This window comes from Fuscibacter oryzae (assembly GCF_016765795.1).
Classification (GTDB): Bacteria; Pseudomonadota; Alphaproteobacteria; order Rhodobacterales; family Rhodobacteraceae; genus Fuscibacter; species Fuscibacter oryzae.
Genome location: NZ_JAESVP010000006.1, coordinates 33,218 through 57,816, shown reverse-complemented (window position 1 = coordinate 57,816; position 24,599 = coordinate 33,218). Strand labels below are relative to the sequence as shown.

General features: G+C 61.5%; 23 protein-coding genes. 16 read left to right on the top strand and 7 right to left on the bottom strand.

The genetic code is table 11. The annotated features are described in order from the left end of the window. Positions 1–47 precede the first annotated feature (47 nt). The 5 genes from JI744_RS12905 (at position 48) to JI744_RS12885 (ending at position 5,398) form a co-directional block, all read left to right on the top strand. Positions 48–1,436 carry a nucleotidyltransferase family protein gene (locus tag JI744_RS12905; RefSeq protein WP_202661549.1) on the top strand — a complete coding sequence of 463 codons (1,389 nt, stop codon included), beginning with the start codon at positions 48–50 and terminating at the stop codon, positions 1,434–1,436. Next, positions 1,436–2,437, top strand: a complete 1,002-nt coding sequence (locus JI744_RS12900) for a radical SAM protein (RefSeq protein WP_202661548.1) — start codon at positions 1,436–1,438, stop codon at positions 2,435–2,437. Before JI744_RS12905 ends, JI744_RS12900 begins: the two co-directional genes overlap by 1 nt. Positions 2,438–2,510: 73 nt before the next feature. Further along, on the top strand, positions 2,511–3,350 hold the full coding sequence (locus JI744_RS12895; protein WP_202661547.1) for a propanediol utilization protein: 840 nt from the start codon (positions 2,511–2,513) through the stop codon (positions 3,348–3,350). Continuing rightward, positions 3,343–4,329: a threonine-phosphate decarboxylase CobD gene (cobD, locus tag JI744_RS12890; protein WP_202661546.1), complete on the top strand. Its 987-nt coding sequence runs from the start codon at positions 3,343–3,345 to the stop codon at positions 4,327–4,329. The genes JI744_RS12895 and cobD overlap by 8 nt, the downstream gene beginning before the upstream one ends. A gap of 34 nt (positions 4,330–4,363) precedes the next feature. Continuing rightward, on the top strand, positions 4,364–5,398 hold the full coding sequence (locus tag JI744_RS12885) for an aldose epimerase family protein (RefSeq protein WP_202661545.1): 1,035 nt from the start codon (positions 4,364–4,366) through the stop codon (positions 5,396–5,398). On the opposite strand, the gene JI744_RS12880 is transcribed toward JI744_RS12885, so the two are convergent. The 6 genes from JI744_RS12880 to JI744_RS19340 form a co-directional block, all read right to left on the bottom strand. Continuing rightward, on the bottom strand, positions 5,388–6,107 hold the full coding sequence (locus JI744_RS12880) for a sulfate/molybdate ABC transporter ATP-binding protein (protein WP_202661544.1): 720 nt from the start codon (positions 6,105–6,107) through the stop codon (positions 5,388–5,390). The genes JI744_RS12885 and JI744_RS12880 overlap by 11 nt on opposite strands. Before the next feature lie 11 nt (positions 6,108–6,118). Next, the gene (gene cysW, locus JI744_RS12875; protein ID WP_202661543.1) at positions 6,119–6,982 is read right to left on the bottom strand and encodes a sulfate ABC transporter permease subunit CysW; all 864 of its coding nucleotides are present in this window, start codon (positions 6,980–6,982) and stop codon (positions 6,119–6,121) included. Further along, the gene (cysT, locus tag JI744_RS12870; protein ID WP_202661542.1) at positions 6,975–7,811 is read right to left on the bottom strand and encodes a sulfate ABC transporter permease subunit CysT; all 837 of its coding nucleotides are present in this window, start codon (positions 7,809–7,811) and stop codon (positions 6,975–6,977) included. Before cysT ends, cysW begins: the two co-directional genes overlap by 8 nt. Positions 7,812–7,819: 8 nt before the next feature. Beyond that, positions 7,820–8,842: a sulfate ABC transporter substrate-binding protein gene (locus JI744_RS12865; protein WP_202661541.1), complete on the bottom strand. Its 1,023-nt coding sequence runs from the start codon at positions 8,840–8,842 to the stop codon at positions 7,820–7,822. A 22-nt stretch (positions 8,843–8,864) separates the two neighbouring features. Next, complete coding sequence (locus JI744_RS12860) at positions 8,865–9,137, bottom strand: hypothetical protein (protein ID WP_236019437.1); 273 nt, start codon at positions 9,135–9,137, stop codon at positions 8,865–8,867. A gap of 344 nt (positions 9,138–9,481) precedes the next feature. Beyond that, positions 9,482–10,156 (bottom strand): GntR family transcriptional regulator, encoded by a 675-nt coding sequence (locus tag JI744_RS19340; RefSeq protein ID WP_202661540.1) that lies wholly within the window; start codon positions 10,154–10,156, stop codon positions 9,482–9,484. Between the two features lie 371 nt (positions 10,157–10,527). Between JI744_RS19340 and JI744_RS12850 the strand changes: the two genes are divergently transcribed. From JI744_RS12850 to JI744_RS12800, 11 genes are all read left to right on the top strand, one after another. Further along, entirely contained in the window at positions 10,528–11,778 is a 1,251-nt protein-coding gene (locus tag JI744_RS12850) for an ABC transporter substrate-binding protein (RefSeq protein ID WP_202661539.1), read from the top strand. 93 nt (positions 11,779–11,871) lie between these two features. Next, a complete protein-coding gene (locus tag JI744_RS12845; RefSeq protein WP_202661538.1) occupies positions 11,872–13,755 on the top strand; it encodes a hydantoinase B/oxoprolinase family protein in 1,884 nt (627 codons plus the stop codon). 20 nt (positions 13,756–13,775) lie between these two features. Further along, positions 13,776–15,905 carry a hydantoinase/oxoprolinase family protein gene (locus tag JI744_RS12840; RefSeq protein ID WP_202661537.1) on the top strand — a complete coding sequence of 710 codons (2,130 nt, stop codon included), beginning with the start codon at positions 13,776–13,778 and terminating at the stop codon, positions 15,903–15,905. 91 nt (positions 15,906–15,996) lie between these two features. Beyond that, a complete protein-coding gene (locus tag JI744_RS12835; RefSeq protein WP_202661536.1) occupies positions 15,997–17,895 on the top strand; it encodes an ABC transporter permease in 1,899 nt (632 codons plus the stop codon). Then, the gene (locus tag JI744_RS12830) at positions 17,879–18,637 is read left to right on the top strand and encodes an ABC transporter ATP-binding protein (RefSeq protein ID WP_202661535.1); all 759 of its coding nucleotides are present in this window, start codon (positions 17,879–17,881) and stop codon (positions 18,635–18,637) included. The genes JI744_RS12835 and JI744_RS12830 overlap by 17 nt, the downstream gene beginning before the upstream one ends. Continuing rightward, the gene (locus tag JI744_RS12825) at positions 18,637–19,344 is read left to right on the top strand and encodes an ABC transporter ATP-binding protein (RefSeq protein WP_202661534.1); all 708 of its coding nucleotides are present in this window, start codon (positions 18,637–18,639) and stop codon (positions 19,342–19,344) included. The genes JI744_RS12830 and JI744_RS12825 overlap by 1 nt, the downstream gene beginning before the upstream one ends. A 70-nt stretch (positions 19,345–19,414) precedes the next feature. Beyond that, on the top strand, positions 19,415–20,410 hold the full coding sequence (locus JI744_RS12820; RefSeq protein ID WP_202661533.1) for a 3-hydroxyacyl-CoA dehydrogenase NAD-binding domain-containing protein: 996 nt from the start codon (positions 19,415–19,417) through the stop codon (positions 20,408–20,410). A 28-nt stretch (positions 20,411–20,438) separates the two neighbouring features. After that, on the top strand, positions 20,439–21,341 hold the full coding sequence (locus JI744_RS12815; protein ID WP_202661532.1) for a BKACE family enzyme: 903 nt from the start codon (positions 20,439–20,441) through the stop codon (positions 21,339–21,341). Then, positions 21,338–21,754: an acyl-CoA thioesterase gene (locus tag JI744_RS12810; RefSeq protein ID WP_202661531.1), complete on the top strand. Its 417-nt coding sequence runs from the start codon at positions 21,338–21,340 to the stop codon at positions 21,752–21,754. Before JI744_RS12815 ends, JI744_RS12810 begins: the two co-directional genes overlap by 4 nt. Before the next feature lie 539 nt (positions 21,755–22,293). Further along, positions 22,294–22,905 carry an autoinducer binding domain-containing protein gene (locus JI744_RS12805; protein WP_202661530.1) on the top strand — a complete coding sequence of 204 codons (612 nt, stop codon included), beginning with the start codon at positions 22,294–22,296 and terminating at the stop codon, positions 22,903–22,905. A gap of 197 nt (positions 22,906–23,102) precedes the next feature. After that, the gene (locus tag JI744_RS12800; RefSeq protein WP_202661529.1) at positions 23,103–23,687 is read left to right on the top strand and encodes an SDR family oxidoreductase; all 585 of its coding nucleotides are present in this window, start codon (positions 23,103–23,105) and stop codon (positions 23,685–23,687) included. A gap of 18 nt (positions 23,688–23,705) precedes the next feature. Here JI744_RS12800 and JI744_RS12795 read toward each other — a convergent pair whose 3' ends face one another. Continuing rightward, a complete protein-coding gene (locus JI744_RS12795) occupies positions 23,706–24,599 on the bottom strand; it encodes an FAD:protein FMN transferase (protein WP_202661528.1) in 894 nt (297 codons plus the stop codon).

Below are 24,599 nucleotides of genomic sequence, written 5' to 3'. Positions count from 1 at the left end.
TTCCGCACCCGTCATGGGCCTGGCCTCAGGGGGGTCTGGACCTGTTATTGCAGGCCGTTATCGGGCCAGATCCGGCCGTGGCGCTCGCCGCTGCACGGCAATGGTTCGCCACGCAAGATATTGATTCTGCTGGTTTTGCCGAGCATCGGCTTTTGATGGCCGTTGCCGCGCGGTTTGGTCAGGCGCTGGGCGATCTGCCCGCCTATCCCCGGCTGGCAGGGCTGCAACGGATGCTGTGGACCAAGGCGCGCATGGCCCTGCGAGAGGTGCAGCCGCCCCTGGCGCAGATTGCCGGGGCGGGCATTCCGGTAATGCTGCTGAAAGGGGCCGCCCGTCTGGCGGTAAATCCCGAAGATCAGAGATCCCGCATCAGCCACGATACAGATATTCTGGTTGCCCCAAGCCATTTCGCCAGGGCGCTGGACATTCTGACAACACATCGCTGGCAGCCCTCAACGGGCGAAAGCGCGCTGTGCCTGACGGCGCGATTGGCGACGACCCGCGCAGTGAACCTGTTTTACGGCCATTTCGGCGATATCGATCTGCATCAATGGGGCTATGGCCCTAACACCGCCTTGTCTGCGGTTGAGGCGGCGCTGTGGCAAAACGCGCAGGCGCGACGGTTCCTTGACATTCCGGTGCTGGTTCCTGCGCCAGAGGACAGGATCGCATTGGCTTTGTCGTCCTCGGCGCTGGATGCCCATACGCACAGCGACTGGCTGGTCGATTGTGCGCGGGTTCTGACACAGGAAAGGGTTGATTCTGCCCGGTTGGTTTCGATCTTGAAACAGGCCGATCTTGGTCCACAGGCCCGTGTTGCGCTGTCTTACCTTGGGGATTGCATCGGCATTGCGGTGCCCGGACTGTCAGATCTGCAAGCCCAAAGACCGGGCTGGCAACGGTCGGTGGCAACCGTGTTGCAGATGAAGCCGCGCGGCGATTGGACCACCCTGTCGCGCCTTGCGCGCGGGGTGGCAAAACAGGCGCGCAAGATGGCGGATACGGCAACCCCGGTCGTGCGGGCGCCATGGTTGCGCGGGCGGCTGGGAATGCTGGCCACAGGCTGGCAGGGCCGGGCGTTGTCGCCCGTGATGTCACCGATCGACCTTGGTCAGCTTCAACCCGGCCAGTACCGTATCGACCTTGCTTTGGCGGTTGATCTGCCGGGCGTGCGGCGGCGGCTGGAACTGGAACTGAACCAGACCGACAGCCATGTCACGCGCTTGCGGGCGCGCACTCTTTTGCGGCGCAAGGGTTGGTGCGGCCTGCGCTTTTCCGGGCAGATCACGGTTGCGGAAAGCGGTGCCCTATGGCTGGAATCGCGCCCTTCAAAGGCCTTGCGCGGCGCGGATCAGGCCGAAAGCAAACGCTATGCCGCCTTGCAGATACAACTTCTATCCGCCACGATCCGGCCATTGCGTTTGAAAGCAGGCTGATGGCGTTTCGCAAGCCAACCATCCAGACAGGCAGCATTCTGTGCGAAGACAGAATTGTGCCGCCGACAGGGGTGGAGCTTGTGGTGGCCGACCATTGCAACATCACCTGTCGTCAGTGCAACCACGGCTCACCCGTCATGGCCAAATGGAACGTCAGTGCGACCGATGTTGCAAGAGATCTGGGTCTTTTGGCGCGCCACTACCGGCCGGCCTTCGTGAAATATATCGGTGGCGAGCCTTTGCTTCATCCTGATCTGCCCTCCATCCTGCGCGCAGGTCATGCCGCCGGGATTACGGACCACCATCTGCTGGTTACCAACGGCACCCTTCTGGACCGGATGAGCGAGGACATCTGGTCGCTTCTCGATGAGATCGAGGTATCGGTTTATCCCGACAGCGGTGTCACGGACGACAACCTGGCCCGCCACCGTGAAACGGCGGAGCGGCATGGGGTGACCTTTACGATCAACCATTTCCCCCAGTTCCGGCGCACATTTACCCGCCAGCGGAACGAGGATGACGAACTGGTCAATCAGATCTTCCGGGCCTGCAAAACGGCAAATGTCTGGGGGTGCCACACGATTTACAAGGGGGCCCTTTATCGCTGCCCGCAGTCTGTCTATGCGCTGCGCCTGGCAGATGCGCCCGGCTTTGATGGTTTTGTGCTGGAAGACCGTGCAGATCTGACGATGCGCCTCTTGGCATTTCTGAACGGCCCGCAGCCCTTGGCTTCCTGTCGCTATTGTGTCGGAACAGCAGGTCGCAAAGAGCCGCATGCGATGCTGACCCGCACCGGCTGGCGCGATGATCTCGATGAACCGGTCGAGGCGATGCTGGACCGCGCCCTGTTGTCAGAGAATCTTCGCGACACCATCACCCTTGATGATTGCAAGACACCTGATCATCGCCGCGCAAGGGCCATGTTGAAACTGTGGCTGGCGCGATTGGGGTATCGCCCAAAGCGGATGCGCCGCGCCCGGTTTCGCAAAGATGCAGGCTGACGTTTCGGGGCTTGCTACCGGCGTGCGGGCCAAGCACTAGTGCGGCTGTCAAAATCCTGAAGGCCGGGTCCGAATGCGCCAGAAATCAGCCGTAACGTCAGGAGAGGCCCCTGGCTTTGCTCGCGTCACTGGCCATTTTGGAGAGCTGTTGCAAGGCCGTCTGGGGCCAAACGGGCCAGTCGCTTTGGTGACGCTGCCGTGTCCGGTGCTGTCTGCGACCGCACAACTGGTGCCGGGCGTGCCCGGACTGCATCAGCCGGATGGGCGCGTTCTGGCCTGGCCACAGGCCCGGCGCTTCCTTCGCATGTTGGGCGTTGATGGCGCGGCGCGGGCCGTTTTGCGTGTGAACATGCCGCCGGGAGGCGGGGCAGGGGCCTCGACCGCCGGTCTGGTGGCATTGGCAAGGGCCTTTGGTGCAGCCGAAGGGCAGATTGCAGCGGCTTGTCTGGCCGCCGAAGGGGCAAGCGATCCGTTGATGTTGCCCGACCCCGGCGGGGTTCTGTGGGCCTCTCGTCGGGGGCAAGTGGTGCAGCGATTTTTCGCCTTGCCGCGACTGGAGGTTTTGGGCGGGTTTTGTGGCACCCCGCAGCGAACCGATCCCTCTGACAGCAACTTTCCTGATATTGGCGCGCTTGTGCAGGATTGGCGGGCGGCCTCGGGCGATCTGCCGCGATTGGCGGCGCTGGCCAGCCAGTCGGCGCGCATGACGCTGGCGCTGCGTGGCCCGGTGAATGATGGCACCGAGGCGATGGCCAACAGGCTTGGCGCGCTGGGCTTTTCAATTGCGCATACCGGGTCGGCGCGCGCCTTGCTGTTTGCGCCGGGTACCGTGCCGCCGGGTGCCGAAAGTCTTTTGCGGGAGGCAGGATGGCGGCAGGTGATGCGGTTCAGAACAGGGGGACGCGATGCTTGATCACGGCGGCAATATGGATGCGGCGATGGCGCGCTTTGGGGGCGGGGCGCAAGACTGGATTGATCTGTCTACAGGCATCAACCGCGTGCCCTATCCCTTGCCAAACCTGCCCGCCCGCGCCTGGACAGACCTGCCGACCCGCGCTGACATGGCCCGCCTTGTCGCCGCCGCGCGCGATGCGTGGGGTGTCAGCGGGGCAATTCTGCCCCTGTCGGGCGCGCAGCAGGCGATTCAGCTGATCCCCCGGCTTGGGGTGCCCGGTCGTGCCCGCGTGCTTTCGCCGACCTATAACGAACATGCCGCCTCGTTGCGGGCGGCGGGATGGCAGGTGGAGGCGGTGGCCACACTGGCCGATCTGGCCGGGGCCGATCTGGCAGTGGTGGTTAACCCTAACAACCCCGACGGTCAGCATCACGCCTCCGCCCGCCTGTTGGAGCTGTTGCCTCAGGTGGGCCAGCTTGTCGTCGATGAAAGTTTTGTCGACCCCTATCCCCAGCAATCTTTGGCGGCGAAGACCGGCTTGCCCGGCCTGTGGGTGTTGCGGTCCTTTGGCAAGTTCTACGGGCTGGCCGGCTTGCGTCTGGGCTTTGCCCTGGGTCCTGAGGCCGATGTAGAGCGGCTGTCGACGCTGGCCGGACCCTGGCCGGTCAGCGGTGCGGCAATCGAGGTCGGGTGTCGGGCGCTGGGCGACCGCGTCTGGCAGGTGCAAACGGCAACGCGACTGGCCGAGGATGCCGCCCGGCTGGATATGCTTTGCCCTTTACTGGTTGCCGGCGGAACCATGTTGTTCCGGCTTTATGACAGCCCAGATGCCGCCCGCGTGCAAGACCACCTTGCCAGCCACCGAATCTGGAGCCGCATTTTCCCATGGTCGCCCCGCCTTGTGCGCCTTGGCCTGCCCGCGCCCCATGAATGGCCGCGCGTGGCGATGGCCTTGGACCAGATGCGCGCGGTAGGGCTTGCCTTGCAGCCGGGCTGAAGGCTCTATCAGGAAGAAACCGGGGGGCTGCGACATGAACATCAGAACACTGGGTGAGATTGCGGGCGCAAGTGTTGAAGAAATTACGCTGACCGGTCCCGGCGGCCTGTCGGCCCGTATCCTGACCTTTGGCGCCCGCCTCGCCACGCTGCATGTGCCGGACAGCACGGGCCAGTTGGCCGATATCATCGTCGGCCATGACCGGCTGGAGGATTGGGCGGCATGCACCACATTTGCCGGGGCCACCTGCGGGCGGTATTCCAACCGGATCGGGCAGGGCCGGTTTGTGCTGGATGGCCGGGTGATAGACCTGACCCGCAACGAAGGGGCCAACCAGCTACATGGCGGCCCACAAGGCTTTGATCGCAAGGTCTGGCGCATCAGCGCCGCGTCTGATCACGCGGTTACGCTGGCTCACACGTCGCCCGACGGCGATATGGGTTACCCCGGTCAGCTAGAGGTACGCGTGACCTATCGCTTTGACTCGGAAGGGGTGTTCTGCATCGTGATGGAGGCGGAAACCACCGCTCCGACCGTGGTGAACATGGTCAACCACGCCTATTTCAACATGGCTGGACACGGGTCGGTGATGGCGCAACACCTGCGGATCGCGGGCGCGCATTACACCGCTGTCGATGATGCGCTGATCCCGACCGGAGAGGTGATTTCGGTCGCAGGTGGCCCGTTTGATTTTCGCACCCTGCGCCCGATCGGGCAAAGCCTGCCGGGGCCGATGGGGTTTGACCACAACTTTTGTCTGTCGGAACCCTTGCAGTCGTTTGCCGGAGAAATGCTGCGCCCTGCCGCCGAAGCGGTCGATCCGGTCTCGGGCCGACGCATCGCAATCTGGACGTCAAACCCAGGCGTTCAGTTCTATTCTGGTGGCTACCTGGACGAGAGCCTGCCCGGCAAGGGGGGCCAGCCAATCGGGCAGTTTGGCGGCTTTGCGCTGGAGACGCAGTTCTTCCCCGACAGCCCGAACAAGCCGCAATTCCCCTCTGCCCGGCTTGATCCTGGGCAGAGGTATCGCCACGTCATGGCGCTGGATCTGGCGCCCGTTACGTCGTGATGAAATCGCGCACGAACTGGCTGGCTGGCCGGGCGCGGATGTCGGCGGGTTTGCCGATCTGCTCGATCCGGCCCATGGACATCACAACCACCAGATCGGCCAGCTCCATCGCCTCTTCCTGATCATGGGTCACGAAAACCGTGGTCAGGCCGGTTTCGTCATGGATGTCGCGCAGGCCCTGCCGCAGCTCTTTACGAACTTTGGCATCCAGCGCGCCAAAGGGTTCGTCAAGCAGCAGCATCCGGGGTTCGATGGCCAGCGCGCGTGCCAAGGCCACACGTTGCCGCTGCCCGCCGGAAAGCTGGCTGGGATAGCGCGCACCGATGTCTGGCAACTGGATCAAATCCAGCAGCTTTTGCACGCGGCGCGCAATTTCCGCCTTGGGCGGGCGGCTGGCGCGGGGCCGGGCGTTCAGGCCATAGGCGATGTTTTCAAACACCGTCATATGGCGGAACAGGGCATAGGATTGAAACACAAACCCGGCGCGCCGGTCTTGCACCGTCAGGCCCGTGGCGTCCTGCCCGTCAAACAGCACCCGGCCCGAGGATGGAAACTCCAGCCCCCCCAGAATGCGCAGCAGCGTGGTCTTGCCGGAACCAGATGGCCCCAGCAGCGCCACGAGTGCACCCGAGGGGATGGCCAGCGATACCGGCATAAGGGCGGCGGTGGTGCCGAACTGCTTGGAAATCTCGTCGATCTCGATCCGCATGGTCGGTCCTTTCAATGACGGTGATTGGCGGCCAACGCATCGGCGTGGGCAATTTCAAGCGCGGTTTTCAGCGCCAGAGTAACAAGCGCCAGCAGCGCCAGCACCCCGGCCAGCGAAAAGGCCGCGACCGAGAGGTATTCATTGTACATCATCTCGATGGTGATCGGCATGGTGGCGGTCACACCCCGGATCTTGCCCGAGACAACGGCTACAGCTCCGAATTCGCCCATCGCGCGGGCATTGGCCAAAAGCACACCGTACAGCAGCGCCCAGCGGACATTGGGCAGCGTCACGGTCAGGAACACCCGCCAACCGCTGGCCCCCAGGGTCAGCGCCGCCTCTTCCTCGGCGCGGCCCTGTTCGATCATCACAGGAATCAGTTCCCGCGCAACAAAGGGAAAGGTGACGAACAACGAGGCGAGGACGATTCCCGGCAAGGCGAAAACGATGGGGTAGCCCATGCCCACCAGCCAGCCGCCAAAGGCCGTGTTGGCGCCAAAGGTCAGCACGATGCACAGGCCCGCCACCACCGGGCTGACCGAAAACGGCAGGTCGATCAGCGTGATCAGAAACGCCTTGCCGCGGAAATCATACTTGGTGATGAACCAGGCGGCGGCGATACCAAAGACGGCGTTCAGCGGCACAGCCAGAGCGGCCACCAGCAGCGTCAGCTTGATCGCTGACAGCGCCTCGGGGTTGGCAAGCGAGGTTATGGCCGCAAACCAGCCCTTGCGCAGCGCCTCATAAAACACGGTGATCAGCGGCGCGAACAAAAGCACGGCCAGAATGCCCAGAACCACCGCGATCAGCGCGGTGCGAAACAGCGGGGCCTCGGTAGTGACGGGGCGCCAAGTGCGCAGCGGCATATCAGACATAGCCAATTCTCCGGCGGCTCCAGACTTGAACCACATTGATGACGAACAGCATGGCGAAAGAGATCACCAGCATGGCCAGACCAATGGCCGTGGCGCCGACATAGTTGAACTCTTCCAGCTTGATCACGATCAGCAGGGGCGCGATTTCGGTCTTCATCGGCAGGTTGCCCGCGATGAAGATGACGCTGCCGTATTCACCCACCGCGCGGGCCAGCGACAGGGCGAAGCCGGTCAGCGCGGCCGGGGCCAGCATGGGCAATATCACATGGCGGATCGTGTGGGCGCGGCTTGCGCCAAGCGTGGCCGAAGCCTCCTCGACCTCTCGGTCGATCTCTTCGATCACTGGCTGGACGGTGCGGGTGACGAAGGGCAGACCGACAAAGACCAGCGCGATAAAGATGCCAAGGGGGGTATAGGCGATCTTGAAACCCAGATCCTTGACCAAGGCACCAAAGGCCCCGTTCGGGGCATAAAGGGCGGTCAGCGCAATGCCCGCAACGGCCGTGGGCAGGGCAAAGGGCAGGTCAACCGCGGCGTCGATCAGCCGCCGCCCCCAAAACCGATAGCGCACCAGAATCCAGGCCAGAGCGACCCCGAACACCAGATTGAACAGCGCCGCATAGAACGACAGCCGGAACGACAGGAACAGCGCACCCCAGACGCGGCGGGTGTTCACCTCGTGCCAAAGGGCCGGAAAACCGGCCGTGGCGCCCTTCAACAGAAGGGCGCCGATGGGCAGAAGCACGACGAGGGTTAGCATCGTCAGGGTGATCCCCGCACTGACACCAAGGCCAGGGATGGGGGAGCGGTGGATCAGCGGTCTGCCCATCAGTCTGCTCACGGTGCGGTATAGATCTGGTCGAACACGCCGCCATCGGCAAAGTGCTTTTTCTGCGCGTCACCCCAGCCTCCAAAGTCGGCAATCGTCACCAGATCAAGCTTGGGGAACCGCGCGACATCCGCTGGATCGGCCTTCGACGTATCCCAGCCGCGATAGTAATCCTTGAAGATGATCGCCTGCGCTTCGGGGGTGTAAAGGAAGTTCAGATAGGCCTCGGCCAGCTTGCGCTGTTCATCCGAATGAATGTTGCCCTCCACCAAGGCAACCGGCGGTTCGGCCAGAATGGAAACCGAGGGCACAACGATGTCGAACTGGTCTTCGCCAAGTTCTTTCTGAGCAAGATAGGCCTCGTTTTCCCACGCCAGCAGCACATCGCCAATACCGCGCTGGGCGAAGGTGGTGGTTGCATCACGCGCGCCCTTGTCCAGAACCGGAACATGGGTGAACAGCGATTTCACAAACTCTTGCGGGTCTTTGCCGTTCTTTTCCGCCCAGGCCCAGGCCGCCAGATAGTTCCAGCGCGCACCGCCCGAAGTTTTCGGGTTGGGGGTGATCACCTCGACTCCGTCACCGATCAGATCGCCCCAGTCCTTGATTCCCTTGGGATTTCCCTCGCGCACCAAAAACACGATGGTCGAGGTATAGGGAGAGGAGTTGTGCGGCAGCTTTGACTGCCAATCCTTGGGCAGCTTGCCCTCTTTGGCAATCTTGTCGATGTCGGCCGCCAGCGCCAGCGTGACAACCTGTGCATCCAGCCCCTCAATCACGGCACGGGCCTGTGCGCCCGATCCGCCGTGGCTGGCCTCGATCGTGGCGGCAGGATTGCCCTGTGCCACCCACCAGTCGGAAAAGGCGGCATTCAGATCGCGGTACAGTTCCCGTGTCGGGTCATAGCTGACGTTCAGCAGTGTTTCGGCTTTTGCAGCAGGGGGCGTGGCCAGCGAACTGGCCACAAGGGCAAATGCCACCAGCGCGGTGCGGGTAAAAGTCAGGCGTTTTGGCGAAAGGATATTCAACATGGAAGTCTCCGATATCGGGGCCCTAGCGGGCGGGAAAAGGGGCGATGCGTTGGCGGGCTAGTTGCTCGATGGCCTCGGTGCGGGTTTCCCAGATGGCGGGGTCACGCCCGGACATCAGCTCTGCCGCCGCATCCAGAGGCTTTCGCGTCAGCATCAGCAGCGGGCGACCGTTCACGCGATGAAGGCTGCCAGTGCGCCGGTCGATCAGTTGGACCGCACAAAGCGCCTGATGCGAGGCGGCGGCATCGGCGGCATCCGTTGCAGCACGGGCGTTGGAACGCGGGGCGAAGGGCATGGCTTTTCTCCTGTCCGGGCTTGGCCGTTGTCTTGTCATTAATATCGACAGATAAGGTCGAGTATTGCAAAGGAGAATCTTTGGCATTTTTAAGGGCAGTTTTGGAATAATTTTCTCCGGGCTGGAGGCGGTAAAAGAAGAGATGGGAGGGCGCGCTGCGCCATCTGCCACGACACGGGCAGATCCTTTGGCCCATGGGTGTCGTGACTATACCATCAGCCACTTGGCCGGATCGGCGGCTTATTTTGGGTATGATGCAGGTTGGAAGATCAGGTTTTCTGGCGCTAGATGACGTGAACCTTGTCCGATCCAAGGTTCATCTGATCACTTGCAATGGTTTATGATTATCTGATTGCTTCCCGGATCGCCTCTGCTGCTTCTGCAATGTCAGCCCGCACAGATTTTTCCAGCGCATCGGCGTCACGTTTTCTCAAAGCATCAATGATCTCCGAGTGGCGAAGCTGACCGCTTTTCGACAGGCCGCCGGTGCGGACGATGTTCATCAGCGGGCCGTAGCGCATCCACAAGAGCTCGATGAGATCGACAAGATCCTCATTGTCGCAGGCGCGATACAGCGTGAAATGGAACTTCTGATTGAGGCGCAGGTAGGTTTTCGTATCCGCCAGCGGCACGAAACTCCGCATCTCTTCATCAATGAGGGTCAGTTCGTCTGCCATTCCAACATCGGCGCGCGTTGCTGCCAGCCGCGCGGCCTCGCCCTCCAGATGCAGGCGCAGGGGCAAGAGGGATTCGAGCCGTTCGACGGTGGCTTCTGGAACCCTAAGCGAACGGCGGGGAAGGGCCTCGATGGCCCGCGCGACCACCAGACGACTCGTCGCCTCACGAACGGGCATCTGGCTGGTTCCGAACGCCGCAGCAATCTCTGGCAACGTCAGGCGCTGACCCGGTTCGAACTCGCCGATCATGAAGCCTTGCTTCATCTCGCTATACACATGATCGGGGTCGGAAATGACGTTTCGAGGCTGAAAGGTAGGAAGGGTACCGGAACGCGCTTTCACTTCTATTTCTCCTTGCTTTCAATCGATTGGGGTGCTTTCACGGCGGCCTTCGTTGCCTGTTTCGGCTCGCCGCACGCCGCCAGATGCTGCTTCAGTACAGCAGTTTAGCCAAGCGGTACTGGTTGCCGACGCTCGACCACAAATCATTTCGATCACCCCTCTCTGAGATTCTTAGCATGCTTTTGGGCTGAGCAAACGGTCAAAATAAAATATCTGATCAGATATCATTTATTGTTGACGGCTGGCCGAAACTGCCCCTAGGCTGACTGAACACGAACCGTGACCGAACACGGCGCAGCCAAAATCAATAGGGATTTACAGCGATGACCAAACAGAATGGGCTTGCCCAAACGAGGCGGCATTTCTTGCGGATGGCTGGGGCGGCAGGGCTTGCCGCGCCGACGCTTATCGGATCACGCGGCTTTGCCGCCGAGCCGGAACGTATCAAGATGGGTATGGTGACGCCGCAAGAGGGTGAATGCGCCCAGTGGGGCATTCCGATCACCCGCGCCGGCCAGATCTGGGCCGATGAGCACAATGCCCTGGGGGGCATCCTGTGTGGCGATGGCGAGCGTCACATGATCGACTATTCCGCCTATACCAACGTCTGCTTTTACCCGAACGAAGAGCTGACCGCCTTTCGCAGCGCTGTGCTGCAAGATGGCTGCAAATACATGTTCCAGACGTATACGCCCGCCTCTCGCAAGGCGATTGCCCGCTTTGCCACGCAAAACGGGGTGCTGACCAACTCCTACGGCGGCGGTTTCATGAGCGCCGATTTCCCCTATCTGATGGGGGGGATCACCGGCTCTCCGACCGCGTTTCTGGGCCTTGTTTCGCATGTGCTGGAGCAGCACCCCGAGATCAAGCGCGTTGCCCTGATGTTCACCGATAACTCTTTCGGCTTGGCCGGGCGGGGCTATACGGCTGCGGGCTGTGCGCCCGCTGTCGCCAGCGGGAATATCGAGATCGTCTATAACGAGCTGTTCGACCCGAACATGACCGATTACTTCCCGCTGCTGGGCGCTGTGATGAAGACCAAGCCGGATGCGATTTTCTATTCCGACCTGCCGCCCGGCAAACAGGCGATCCTGCTGGAAACCGCGCAGTCGCTGGGGTTCAACGGGGTGTGGATGTCGCACTCCTGGGATCTGCCGCAGATTGCGCAGCGGGTTGACCTTACAGCTCTGGAAGGCCGGGTTTACGGTGGTTTTGGCGTCGATGCGATGGAGCCGACCTTCTCGGACAAGGCGCATCAGATGTACAAGACCTATGTGGACAAGTTTGGCGCGGCGGACTGGATCGGCTTTGCCGGCCTGACCTATTCGGCCATGGCAACGCTGGACGCCGCCTTTGCGCAAAGCCCCACGGTCGCGCCTGAGGACGTGATGAACACGCTGTATGGCATGACCGAGATCGACCACCCGATCTATGGAAAATCGGCCTGGTCCGGTGCCGATATCTTTGGCGTGAACCATCACCTGCTTACGCCCACGCCGAAATATGTGATCAAGGACAAAGGCTTGTCCCTGTCGGGTGTGGTCAACGACTATGACTGGTGGGCCGAGCACAAGGATGCCGCCCTTCCCGTGCTGAAGCAGCACGAAATGACGGAAATCTGACACCACAGGTCAAGTGACCAGTGATGAAACGTCCAAGGCGCGCCCAGACCGGGCGCGTCACCAACGAACTTTATCCAACTGACGGAGGCAACCTTGGCCAGAGACGACATTCTCATTCCGCCCTACAAGACCGAACTTTTTGCAGATCCGATCCGTCCGGACGAGATTGCCGGTCTGCCCGGTGCGCTGGATACCGGGCTGGATCAGGTTGATCCGGTGACCTTCTCGGTCGTCCATGCCCGGATTGAGGGCATCATGACCGAGATGACCGAAACCATTCTGGCGACGGCGCGCAACCCTATCCTGCATGGCGCCAAGGATTTCACCTGCTGCCTGCTGGACACCTATGGCGCCTCGATCCTGTCGATGGTGGACTGTATCCCCGTCCATGTCGGCACGATGAGCCCGCCCTTGCGTTTTGTCATCCGCGCCTTTGGCGATGACATCAAGGAAGGCGATGTTTTCCTGAACAACGCCTCCTATGCCGGCAACAGCCATGTCGGCGATTTCACCATGTTCGCGCCCATTTTCTATGAGGGCAAGATCGTCGCCTGGGCCTGTTCCAAGTGCCACCTTCTGGACATTGGCGCGCATCTGCCCACCAGCATGGACCCCTTTGCCAAGGACATCTACGAGGAAGGCTTCCACTTCCCCGGCGTGCGCCTGTGCCGTGACCACAAGCCGATCACCGATCTGGTGCGCTTCATCGCCTATAACTTCCGCTATCCCCAGCAGTGGCACGGCGACTTTCTCGCACAGCTTTCCTCGCTCTGGGTCGCGGAGTCGCGGGTGCAGGATCTGTGCAAGCGGTTCGGCTATGACACGTTCAAGGGTTGCCTGACGGAATCGCTGCGCTATGGCGAGCGCGCGATGCGCGAGGAAATCGCCAAGCTACCCAAGATCACCGTCACCGAGACGCTGAAGACCGAATGTTTCAAGGGATACATCGACGAACCGCTGGACTTCAAGATGACCCTGACCATCGACCCGGACGAAGGCTATATCGACTTTGACTATTCGGAAATGCCCGACCAGATCGATTTCAGCTATAACCTGTCCTACGCGACCTGCCGCTGTTCGGCCATTCAGGGCACCTTGCCCGTCCTGTCGCCGGACCTGCCCTATAACAGCGGCGCGCTGGACCGGATTCGCGTGAAACAGCGCGAAGGGGCGCTGGCCGGCATTCCGCGCTGGCCTGTCGGCACCGAGGTGGCGACCGTCGGTCTGAATGATGAGGTTACCAACCTTGTGTTCAAGACCTGGGCCAAGGTGCTGCCGCATCGCGCGCTTGCTGGCATGGGCGAACACCCGGCCGCCAACCACACCGGGGCAGGGGTGGACCCGCGCAAGGGTAACCAACCCTATGGCCACCTGCATTATCTGGCCGCCAGTGCCGCCGGTGCAACCGAAGGGTTTGACGGTCTGCCCCATATGTTCGGCCATTGCATCATGGGCAACATGGGTTACGAATCCCTTGAAATTCATGAACAATCCCTTCCCCGCATCATCTGGGAGGTGAAGGCTGAACAGGATTCGGGTGGCGCGGGCAAATGGCGCGGCGGCATCGCCATGTCACACCGCCTGCAACCCATCGACCATGATATGCAGCTGATCTACTGCGGTGTGGGTCACACCTGGCCCGCCTTTGGCCTTTATGGTGGCGAAGGTGGCACGGTTGCCGACCACTGGTTGTTGGATGCCGAGACGCAGAATGTGGAAGCCCGTCTGGAAAACATGGGCGAGACGATCTGCCACCGCGATCAGCACTGGTACGCCAAGACCGGCGGCGGTGGCGGCTTCGGCAACCCGCTGGAGCGTGATCCGGCGCAAGTGCGCGACGATGCCCGCGACGGCTTCATTTCCCTGAAAGCAGCAAGCGACCTTTACGGCGTCGTTCTGGATACCAAGTCCGAACTTTATGCGGTGGACGAAGCCGCGACGAAGGCCCTGCGCGCCCAACTCGCCGCCGCAGTCTGAGCAAACGGAAGGATACGACCATGAAATACCGCATCAGCGTCGATGTCGGCGGCACGTTCACCGACCTGACCATCGCAGAATCCGAAACCTTTACCCAGCTTGGCAGCCACAAGTCGCCCACCACACCAGAGGACCGTTCGGTTGGCATCCTCAACGCGATGACGCTGGCGGCCGAAGGGCTGAACCTGACCTTGCAGGAATTGCTGTCGCAAACGGCGGTGTTCTGCCATGGGTCAACCACGGCAACCAACACCATCATCGAGATGAGCGGCGCCAAGACCGGGCTGATCTGCACCCGTGGCACCAAATACATCCTGTGGCGCGGCGAAGGGCGCCGCCAGACGATGTTCGACTACAAGATGGAGCCGAACAAACCCCTGATCCGCCCCTATCTGTGCCGCGAGGTGACGGAACGGATCGACTCTCAAGGCAACATTCTGGTTCCCTTGAACGAAGACGAAGTGCGCGCCGAGGTGCGTCAGCTTAAGGAATGGGGCGTCGAGGCCATCGCCGTCTGCACCATGTGGTCCATCGTCAATGATACCCATGAACGCCGCATCGCCGAGATCATCGAAGAGGAATGGCCGGGCGTCGATTACTGCATCAGCTCGGACATCCAGCCGATCATCCGCGAATATTATCGCACCAGCTGCGTAGTGCTGAACGCGATGTTGCAGCCCAAGGTGTCACGCTATCTGCGCAACCTGCAAGGCAAGCTGGAAGATCGCGGCTTTCGGGGTGAAACCCTGATCGTCGTGTCGAATGGCGGCGTTGTTCCCATCTCTGAAGTGGCGAAAAAGCCGGTGTTCATGCTGTTCTCTGGCCCGTCGATGGCGCCCGAGGCGGGGTATTACTTCAGCGAGATCGAGGGCATCCCGAACTGTATTACCGTCGATATGGGCGGCACCAGTTTCGACGTTTCGACCGTGCTGGAAGGTCAGATCACCACCACCAAGGACGGCCGCATCTTGAACCACCCAACGGGTGTTGCCTCCATCGAGATTGCCACGCTTGGCGCGGGCGGCGGCTCGATCGCCACAATCGACAAGGGCCTGATCAAGGTCGGCCCCCGCAGCGCCGAGGCGGTTCCCGGCCCGGCCTGCTACATGCGCGGCGGGGTCGAGCCGACCGTGACCGACGCCTATGTGGTTCTGGGCTATATCAGCCCCGAGCATTTCCTGAACGGGCGGATGAAGATCGACCGTGAACTGGCTGTGAAAGCGGTCAAGGACTACATCGCCGATCCCTTGGGCATCAGCGTTGAGGATGCCGCGCTGGGCATCACCCAGGTGGTGAATGAAAACATGCTGGGCGGCATTCTGGACATGACCATCCGCCGGGGTGTCGATCCGCGCGAATTCGCGCTGGTCACCGGCGGCGGTGCCACGGCGGTTCCGGTAGCCTTCCTTGCCCGCGAGATGGGTATCAAGAAAATCGTCCTGCCGCGCGAAACCTCGGTCCTTTGCGCCTTTGGTGCGAACAACGCGGCCATCGCCATGAGCGAGGTGGTCTCGAAATACTCAGACACCGGGGCCTTTGACTTTGACGGCGTTAATACCGCCGTTTCCAGCATCACGGGCAAGGGGTCTGATTTCCTGACCCGCATGGGTATCAAGCCCGAAGACCAGAAGTTCGAACTGTTCGTATCGGCACGCTACCCGATGCAGACCACCGAACTTGAAATCCCGATCACGCTGGACAACGGCAAGATTACGCAGGCGATCCTTGACCAGATCACCCAGGCGTTCCACGCAGCCTATCTTGCACGCTACAAGACAAACGACCCCGCGTCGGATGTCGAATTCCTGATGTGGCGCAACATGGCGACGTTCCAGCGGCCAAAGATCGTGCTGGCCGAGCGTCCGAAATCGACCGAGGCCACCCCGATTTCGGCCATGCTGACCACCAGCAAGGCCTATTTCGGCGGCGGCGAGGTGGTCGATATGCCGATCTATGATGGCGACAAGCTGCAATATGGCATGACGGTTCCCGGCCCTGCGCTGGTTGTTCTGCCCGACACCACGATTGTCGTGCCGCCCTTTGCGACGCTGAGCATGCGCAAGCATGGCTACTTCGTGATGGATGTCGACGTGGATACGCAGCAAACCGCCGCCAAATCGCGCAAACGCGCGCTGGCTCCGGCACACTGATCCTTCGCTTCAGCCCCGCCCGTCCATTGCCGGGCGGGGCAACCCCCGAAGCCGCCAGCACCCCGAGGTGGATATGTTCGACATCAATCTCATGCAGATTTTGATAAATTTCCTGTCGCTCAGCGCGTTCTACGGGCTGTTCGCGGTGGGGCTTGCGCTGGTGTTCGGCGTGATGAAGGTCGTCAATTTTGCTCATGGCGAGTTCTTCATGGTCGGCGGCTACGTGCTGTGGATGCTGGTCGCCCTGTTGCCGGGTGTGCCGCTATGGCTGGTTTTCGCGGGCGCGCTGGTTCTGGGGCCGCTGGTGGGCGCCGTTATGGGTATTCTGGTGGAACGGGCGATCTTTGAGCCAACGTCAAAGGACGCCTTCGGCGGCTTCATCGCTTCGCTTGGCCTGTCCTATGTGCTTCAGGCGCTGGTTGTCCTGTGCTTTGGCGTGGTTTCAAAAAGCCTGCCGGTTATGATCCCTGGCCAGATAGAGATTTTCGGCGGCACCCTGACATGGCAGCGGCTGGTGGTGATCCTGTGTGGCCTCGTGATGATGGTGGCGCTTTGGTATTTCCTTGCCCGAACTTCCGGGGGCCGCGCCGTGCGCGCCGCCTCGCAAGACCGCAATGCGGCGCTGCTTCAGGGTATCAACCTGCGCCGAGTGCGCATGGTGACAATGGCCATTGGCGCGGCCATGGCCGCACTGTCCGGTGTTCTGATGGCCAGCGTGATCAACGTCAGCCCCTATATGGGACTGGAGGCGATCTGGAAGGCCTTCATCGTGGTTATCGTGGGTGGCCTGGGCAGCATTCCCGGTGCCATTCTGGCGGCCACGCTGTTCGGGCTGATCGACAGCATCGTCACGACCCTTGGCTTTGGCCAGTATGTGATCATCATCGATACCGTGATCATGCTGGGCGTGCTGACGTTCTTTCCGCGCGGCCTGCTGGGGCGCGAGGCACCGCCGCTGGATCAGGGACAAGTGCAGAGAGATCCGTCGGTGGGGAGCCGGATATCGGGGCGTGTCAGCCTGCTGCTGACGCTTGCCTTTCTTGCGGCTTTGGCGGCTTTCCCGTTCGCAGCATCGGCCTATTACACCGGCATCGGCGTTCTGTTCCTGATCAACCTGATCCTGGTGATGAGCTATCGTACCGTGACCAGCATGGGGGGATGGTCCTTTGCCCACATCACCATGCTGGCGATTGGCGGCTATACCATGGCGCTGCTGCAATCGCATCTGGGCCTGTCGTTCTGGGCGATCCTGCCCCTGTCGGGCATCGTGGCGGCGGGTCTGGCCCTGATCATCGCTGTCCCGGTGATGCGGACACGGCAGTTTTACTTCTTCCTCAGCACCTTCGCTGCCGGTGAGGCGATACGGCAATGCTTCATCCAGTTTCGCGGTACCTTCGGCGGGATCGAGGGCATCCCCTTTCTGGCCCCGCCCGAGGATCTGTTCGGGCTCAGTTTTTACGATCCGGTGAACTTCTACCTTCTGGTTCTGGCGATCTGCGTGATCAGTGGGGGGCTGCTCTATGTCTTTGACATCAGCAGGACCGGCCGCACGATCAAGGCGATGGCGTCGAATGAAAACCTGTCTGCGGCGGTTGGGATCAACGGCTTTGCGCTGAAGATGCTGGCCTTCTGTGTCGGGTCGTTCTTTGCCGGATGTGCCGGGTCGCTGTTTGCCGCCTACAACGGGTTCGTTGCCCCCACCGATTTCACCGCGCAGTTCATGTTCAAGATCATCGCGGCGGTGATCATCGGCGGTAACCGCACCTTCTGGGGGCCAGTCATCGGCCTGTTGGTTCTGACCGTGATCGAAGAGGCGCTGACGGGTGCGAACCAGCTGGTTCCGTTGTTCTGGGGACTGATCATCATCTTCACCGTGCTGTTCATCCCTTCGGGGCTGGAGGGGCTGGCGCGCCGCGTTCTGACGCGGCTCGTCAACGGCAAATCATTGGGTGCAACCTATCGGAGGGGTGACGATGCTTCGCGTGCATGATCTGACACGGCGTTTCGGGCGCCTGACTGCACTGGACCGCGTATCCTTCGAGGTGGCCGAGGCCACGATCCACGGGCTGATCGGTCCGAACGGGTCGGGCAAGACCACGTTCTTCAATCTGGCCACCGGCTTTTTACAGCCGAATGCGGGCAAGGTTTTCTGGGGTGACCGCGAAGTGACCGGCCTGGCTCCACACCATATCTCGCGGTTGGGGATTGCGCGGACCTTTCAGAACACCAGCAATTTCGCCAATCTGACGCTGCGCGACAATCTGGTGGTGGCCAGCCGCAACCGCGTTCAAACCAGCGTGCTGCACCGGATGCTGCATCTTGGGTCCGCGCGCAGCGAAGAGGCCGACCATGGCCGCACCGCCGATGCAATACTTGAACGGTTCGGTATCGGCCATCTGGCCCATACCATTGCCGCCGATCTGCCGGGTGGCACGCAAAAGATCCTTGGGGTCGCCATCGCCTTGGCAACCGGGCCAAGGCTTTTGATGCTGGATGAACCCTTGGCCGGGTTGAACCCCGCCGAGAAGGTGCAGCTGATGGATATTCTGCGCAGCATCCGGGCTGAAGGGCTGACGCTGCTGCTGATCGAACACGACATGAAGGCCATCATGCAGGCCTGCGACCGGATCACGGTGCTGAGTTACGGCACTCTTCTGGCCGAAGGCAGCCCCGCCGAGATCAGCCGCGACCCGGCCACGATCAAGGCCTATCTTGGAACGGAGGCGGCCTGATGCTGACAGTCTCGAACCTGACCCTCGACTACTCTGGCGTCATCGCGCTGGAAGATGTGTCTCTGACCGCGCGTGGCGATATCATCACCACCATCGTCGGGGCAAATGGGGCCGGTAAGTCCAGCCTTCTGAAAGCTGTTTCTGGGCTTGTGCGTCCTGCGTGTGGCGATATCCGCTTTGATGGCGTCAGCATCATTGGCAAGCCGCCCGAAGAGATCGTCGGCATGGGGCTTTGCCATGTGCCCGAAGGCCGGGGCCTTTTCCCCTACATGTCCGTGCTGGATAACCTGCTGACCGGCGCAAACCTGCGCCGCGACGCCGCCGGTATCCGGGACGATCTGGACAAGGTGTTCCATTACTTCCCGGTTCTGAAGGGCAACCGCCACCGCATCGCGCGGAACTTCAGTGGTGGTCAGCAACAGATGATCGCAATCGGGCGCGGGATCATGTCGCGGCCAAAGTTCTACCTGTTCGATGAGCCGTCGATCGGTCTGGCACCGCTGATCGTGCGTGAGGTCATAGATACCATCACGAAGATTTCCCAAGAAAACAAATGCGGTGTCCTGTTGGTCGAGCAGAACGCCAACCTGGCCCTGGATGCCGCCCTGGATGCCTATGTGATGGAACTTGGCCATATCACCATGTCTGGCGAAGCCAAGACTTTGAAAGCCGACGAAAGCATCCGGCGCGCCTACCTAGGACTGTAACGGGCGCCCATGGCGCATGAAGACCTCAATCCTGATCACTGCACCAAGTGCAAAATCTGATCAGATATCAATGGAGACTGCATTGGCACGAGATGACATCAGACACGGGGGCCAACTCCCCAATATTGCAATCATCGGAACGGGCCTTATCGGATGCAGCTGGGCCGCCATGATGGCCGCAACCGGACGCAAGGTTGCGATCTTTGATACTCGCCCGGAAGCCGGCGAAGCGTTTCAGGACTTCTGGACCAGCGTGAAGCCCGCGCTGGTCGAGCTTGGCCTTGCCGACCCGGACTGCCAGCCGGACTATCGCATCTGCACATCGCTATCCGACGCTTTGCGGGATGCCGATTTCGTCTTTGAATGCATCCCCGAACGTCTGGACATGAAGCGAGCCCTTTACGGAGAGATGGAGCCGCTTCTGAAGCCTACGGCCATCGTGGCGACAAGCTCGTCAGGGCTGAAACTGTCCGACCTTCAGGCTGGCTGGAGCAATCCGGGCCGGGTGATCATCGGACATCCGTTCAACCCGCCGCATCTGGTGCCGTTGGTAGAGCTATATGCGAATGACCAGACAGATGCGGATGTGTTGCCAACGGCCCGCCGACTCTATGAAAGCTGCGGCAAGGTGGTGATCATCCTCAAGCGCGAGGTGATGGGCCATGTGGCGAACCGTCTGCAAGCCGCCATCTGGCGCGAGGCGATCCATCTGGTCGAAAGCGACGTTGCCTCGGTCGAGGATGTAAATGCTGCCGTCTGGGCCGGGCCGGGCCTGCGCTGGGCGATCATGGGGCCGCATATGCTGTTGCATCTGGGGGGCGGTGCGGGTGGTCTGCGCGCCTACTGCGAACAGTTTACCCAAAGCTATACCGAATGGTGGGACGATCTGGGCAAGCCGCAGTTGACGCCCGAAACCATCGACCGGCTGGTCAGTGGCCTGTCCGAAGAAATCGACGGCCGAGACTATGCGACCCTGCGCCAACAGCGCGACAGCCAGTTGATTGCCGTGCTGAAGGCCCTGTCAGAAACACGGCGCAGCTTTGGCACCGTGCCGGAACTGGCCTGAAGATCATCTGCAAAACAGGAGACTACCCATGAAACGCAAGGTCGTTCTGACATGCGCCGTAACTGGCGACGGGCCAATCCACCCGCGCTATCCCGACTATCCCGTGACGCCCGAGCAGATCGCGAAGTCGAGCCTTGAGGCCGCTGCGGCGGGCGCCTCGGTTGTTCATATCCACGGGCGCAACCCCGCCACGGGCGAGAGCGACCGCTCGCCCGCCGTCTTTCGCGAGATTGTTGAGCGTATCCGTGCCGAGAACACGAATGTCGTCATCAACCTGACCACCGGCATGGGGGCCACCTTTGTTCCCGATCCGGCAGACGAAGCGGTGGCCCATCCAACCACCGACGTTGCCAGCGCCGAGGACCGGGTGCGCCATGTGGCCCAGATGCGGCCCGAAATCTGCACGCTGGACACAACAACGATGAACCTGGAGGGCGGCATCGCCGGTGCCCCGGACTGCATTTTCATGAACACACCCGGCAAGCTGCGCGACATGGCAGAGTTGATCCGCAAGGCTGGCACCAAGCCCGAGATCGAGGCGTTCAACCCCGGTGACATCCTGCTGGCCCGTCGCCTGATGGAAAACGGCCACATTGATGCACCGCCGCTGTTCCAGATCTGCCTTGGCGTGAAATGGTCAGCCCCTGCCGATGCGCAAAGCCTGCTTTACATGAAAAGCCTGCTGCCAGAGGGCGCGATCTGGAGTGCCTTTGGCATCTCGCGCTGGCAGATGGAAATTGTGGCACTCTCGACCATTCTTGGCGGGCATTGCCGCGTCGGGTTGGAGGACAACATCTATCTGGAACGCGGCGTCTTCGCCACCAATGCCCAGCTGGTCGAACGGGCCGCACGGATCATCCGCGATCTTGGATGCGACGTGGCAACACCCGATGAGGCGCGCCAGATCCTTGGCCTTCGTGGTGCGGTATGACGGAAACGCGCGTCGTCAGTTCCTTCGTCGCCCATACCTGGCTTTGCGATCATTTCGGCCATCTGAACGTCCGCCACTACGCCGGGGCCTTTGACGACGCGACCTTTATCTTCTGGGACGGCATCGGGTTTCGCCCCGGCGATGGCAGGCCCATGCCCGTCACGCTGGAGGTGAAAACGGCCTTCAAGCACGAGGCGTTGGCAGGAACAGTCGGGCGGATCACGGCCGTGGTGACAAAGGTTGGCCAGAAATCTGTCGGCTTGCGGTTCGACATGCACGATGCCGAAGGTACGCTTTTGGCAAGCTGTGATGTGATCGAGGTTTTCATGGATGCGACAAGCCGGCAAAGCTGCGCGATCCCTGATGCCCTGCGCAATAGGTTGGAAGCGTACATGACTCAGCCACTGGTTTGACCCGATGAGGCACGAACACTTTGGTGCAACTCGCACGGCTGGGTAAGCAAACGGCTCACTGCGCGAGGCGCTAGAAGCCTGTGTCTCAGGTTTGGTTCGGCCATCGCTACGCCCGCGTCATGTAGGGCAAACAAAACCTGAACTCCGCGCCTCATACACTCCCTGTGTCCGCGCGGCGACTGGTGTCCGGGACCCTCTCTCCCGGGCACATCTTTAATGTGTCCGGCGATGCAGTTTCGCTGATCAGAGCGAGGCCAGTTCTCAGACGCTGAACAAGGCCAAATGGCCGAACTGGTGGCAGGTGAAAGGCTGAGCGAGCGGGGAGGGTAGGGGGACCGGTGCAGATGCGCTGGCATGTGGCTGCGCAGTAGCATCGACAGGCTGCCTAGGTCTGAAGCCGGACGATCCGAGCTTCGCCGCCCCGATCTGCTCCAACACCCGCTGCGGCGGCGGGCCGACACGGCAATGGGTGGAAACCTAACCCAAATCGAGTCTATGGTGGCCTTCATAAAACAATAGTTGGCGGCGGAGCGGCACGCATGGATATTTTCGGCGCTATTGAGGCAGAGGCTGCCAAAATAGGCGAGATCGCCCCTTCCGGCTACTTTCTTGCGCTGAGGATACGCGGAACGTCACCGCTCCTCGCGCTCAAGACCTATCCGCAGGCTTGGCTCGATCGTTATATGGAAAACGGCTATCTGCTCCGCGATCCGATCACGACCTGGGCAATGACGATCGGTGGCGCCATCAGGTGGAGCTCACCCTTGTTGATTGATCCTTTCAGAGTGCTTCGCCAGGCGGCTGAATTTGGCCTGACCTATGGTGCCTCAGTCGCGCATGGCCCAATCAACGCATTGTCGATCTGCTCATTCGGACGGTCTGATAGGGAATTGACGAACGCAGAGATCGCACAGGTTCGGCGGATCGTGGTCAATTTGCACGAGAGGACCGCATTGCCAAAGAGCCTCGACGAAAATCAAAAAGAAGTTCTGTCCGCGATGTCGCAGGGACTCACAGCCGACGCGCTGGCAGCAAGGTTGGGAGTGTCCCGAGACGTGACTCGCGGTCGATTTGACGAGATTTATGAAATACTTCTCGCAAAGAGCCCTGATGAGGCGCTGCGGCGCGCTAAAGACTACAAACTGTTCTAGAAACGGGGAGTCATAAATCGGTTGGGACAGGTGTCCCCATATGTCCATGCGGCGCTTTTGCGCAAATGCTTTGAAGGATTCACTTTGCGAATCTGACCGAACCAGATCTGCGCGCTGGAATATTGGGATCTGGAGCAAGCCAAGCCGAAGGCGCAAGGCCCCCCCTGCCGCCGCTTGCGGGCAAGATTGCCGTTGACATGACCGACGAGGCCGCTGTTGCTGCGGCGCTGGCGCGGGTGGTTGGCGGCTATGGTGGGCTGGATATTCTGGTCTCGAACGTCGGTATCTTTCGCACCGGGGCCGCGATCGAGCATCTGATGGATGACGTCTGGGATGCCACACTGGCCGTCAGCCTGACCTCTCATCGCAAGCTGTTGAAGCAGGCGGTTCCGTTCCTGCGCCATGGCGTCGACCCGGCGGTTGTCTTTATCGGGTCGCGCAATGTGGCCGCACCGGGGGCGGGGGCCTATTCGGTATCAAAGGCGGGGCTGACGCAATTGATGCGCGTTGCGGCGCTGGAACTGGCGCCGATGGGCATCCCCGTCAATGCGGTGCATCCGGATGCAGTTTTTGACACCCGGCTTTGGACGGAAGAGGCGCTGAACACCTCGGCCATGCGGTATGGGTTGACGGTGGCGGAATACAAGACCCGCAACCTGATGCGGGCCGAAGTGCGGTCGGTCGATGTGGCGCGGGCTGTCGTTGCCCTGTGCGACGGCACATTCGCGCGCACCACGGGGGCGCAGATTCCGGTAGATGGCGGCAATGACCGGGTGATCTGACACGCCCGGCCCGCAGCATCAGGCCAGATGGGCAAGGTTGGCCCCTTCCAGCCGGGCCACCGCCTTGCGGATGGCGTCTTCGGTGGTCATCAGGCAGGCCGATGTGGAAAGGGCGTCAGCAAGGCCTGCGCTTGGTGCCGTCATCGTCACCAGCCGCCAATGCGCGGTTGCGGGCAGGCCGGTTTGCGGATGCAGGATGTGGCCCACCTTGCCCGCCGTATCGAATGTGGTGCCAAGGGCAGACGAACTGGCCAGACCTCCCTCGCGCAGGGCAAGCGTGCCGCCGCTGGTCAGATGCACCGGCCAACCGGCCCCATCGGGCATCGGGCCCAAGGCCTGCAACTCTCCGGTGTCGATCATCACATGGCTCAGGCCCTGCGCGCGCAGCAGGGCCGCGATCTTGTCGGCGATGAAGCCCTGCGCCACGCCATTCAAGGTCAGCGCCATACCGGGGCGCAGCCGCACGGCATCGGCATCAAACCTGACATCGGACCAGCCGGTGCGCGACAGCGCCGCCGTGATCTGCGCTGCCACGGGCGCGCGTCCGGCGCTATAGCTTTCGGCGTAAAGCGCCCAGAGCGGTTGAACCGTGGGGTCGAAGAGACCCCCGGTCGCGCCGTGGACGGCATCGCACAGGGCAAGGCATTCCAGCAGTTCGAACGGCGGGGCGTCCAATGTGCCCGTGGCGTTCAGGCGGGACAGCGCGCTGTCGGCGCGGTAAAGCGAAAAGATACCTTCCAGCCGGTCGATCTCTGCCGCGGCCTCTGCGGTGATCCGGGCGGCCTGCGGATGGTCGATCAGAATGCGGGCACGGGCCCCAAGGGCCATGCCGCGCCATTCGGTCAGGGCGTGTACCGGCGTGGCGGCAAGGGCGGCGGCGATGGTCAGAAAGCGGCGTCTGGTCAGGGTCAT

Excerpts from the sequence above, each read along its gene's own strand:
- JI744_RS12900 (WP_202661548.1), top strand. The coding sequence starts at position 1,436 with ATGGCGTTTCGCAAGCCAACCATCCAGACAGGCAGCATTCTGTGCGAA.
- JI744_RS12895 (WP_202661547.1), top strand. The coding sequence starts at position 2,511 with ATGCGCCAGAAATCAGCCGTAACGTCAGGAGAGGCCCCTGGCTTTGCT.
- cobD (WP_202661546.1), top strand. The coding sequence starts at position 3,343 with ATGCTTGATCACGGCGGCAATATGGATGCGGCGATGGCGCGCTTTGGG.
- JI744_RS12885 (WP_202661545.1), top strand. The coding sequence starts at position 4,364 with ATGAACATCAGAACACTGGGTGAGATTGCGGGCGCAAGTGTTGAAGAA.
- JI744_RS12880 (WP_202661544.1), bottom strand. The coding sequence starts at position 6,107 with ATGCGGATCGAGATCGACGAGATTTCCAAGCAGTTCGGCACCACCGCC.
- cysW (WP_202661543.1), bottom strand. The coding sequence starts at position 6,982 with ATGTCTGATATGCCGCTGCGCACTTGGCGCCCCGTCACTACCGAGGCC.
- cysT (WP_202661542.1), bottom strand. The coding sequence starts at position 7,811 with ATGGGCAGACCGCTGATCCACCGCTCCCCCATCCCTGGCCTTGGTGTC.
- JI744_RS12865 (WP_202661541.1), bottom strand. The coding sequence starts at position 8,842 with ATGTTGAATATCCTTTCGCCAAAACGCCTGACTTTTACCCGCACCGCG.
- JI744_RS12860 (WP_236019437.1), bottom strand. The coding sequence starts at position 9,137 with ATGCCCTTCGCCCCGCGTTCCAACGCCCGTGCTGCAACGGATGCCGCC.
- JI744_RS12850 (WP_202661539.1), top strand. The coding sequence starts at position 10,528 with ATGGCTGGGGCGGCAGGGCTTGCCGCGCCGACGCTTATCGGATCACGC.
- JI744_RS12840 (WP_202661537.1), top strand. The coding sequence starts at position 13,776 with ATGAAATACCGCATCAGCGTCGATGTCGGCGGCACGTTCACCGACCTG.
- JI744_RS12835 (WP_202661536.1), top strand. The coding sequence starts at position 15,997 with ATGCAGATTTTGATAAATTTCCTGTCGCTCAGCGCGTTCTACGGGCTG.
- JI744_RS12830 (WP_202661535.1), top strand. The coding sequence starts at position 17,879 with ATGCTTCGCGTGCATGATCTGACACGGCGTTTCGGGCGCCTGACTGCA.
- JI744_RS12825 (WP_202661534.1), top strand. The coding sequence starts at position 18,637 with ATGCTGACAGTCTCGAACCTGACCCTCGACTACTCTGGCGTCATCGCG.
- JI744_RS12820 (WP_202661533.1), top strand. The coding sequence starts at position 19,415 with ATGGAGACTGCATTGGCACGAGATGACATCAGACACGGGGGCCAACTC.
- JI744_RS12815 (WP_202661532.1), top strand. The coding sequence starts at position 20,439 with ATGAAACGCAAGGTCGTTCTGACATGCGCCGTAACTGGCGACGGGCCA.
- JI744_RS12810 (WP_202661531.1), top strand. The coding sequence starts at position 21,338 with ATGACGGAAACGCGCGTCGTCAGTTCCTTCGTCGCCCATACCTGGCTT.
- JI744_RS12805 (WP_202661530.1), top strand. The coding sequence starts at position 22,294 with ATGGATATTTTCGGCGCTATTGAGGCAGAGGCTGCCAAAATAGGCGAG.
- JI744_RS12800 (WP_202661529.1), top strand. The coding sequence starts at position 23,103 with ATGACCGACGAGGCCGCTGTTGCTGCGGCGCTGGCGCGGGTGGTTGGC.
- JI744_RS12795 (WP_202661528.1), bottom strand. The coding sequence starts at position 24,599 with ATGACCCTGACCAGACGCCGCTTTCTGACCATCGCCGCCGCCCTTGCC.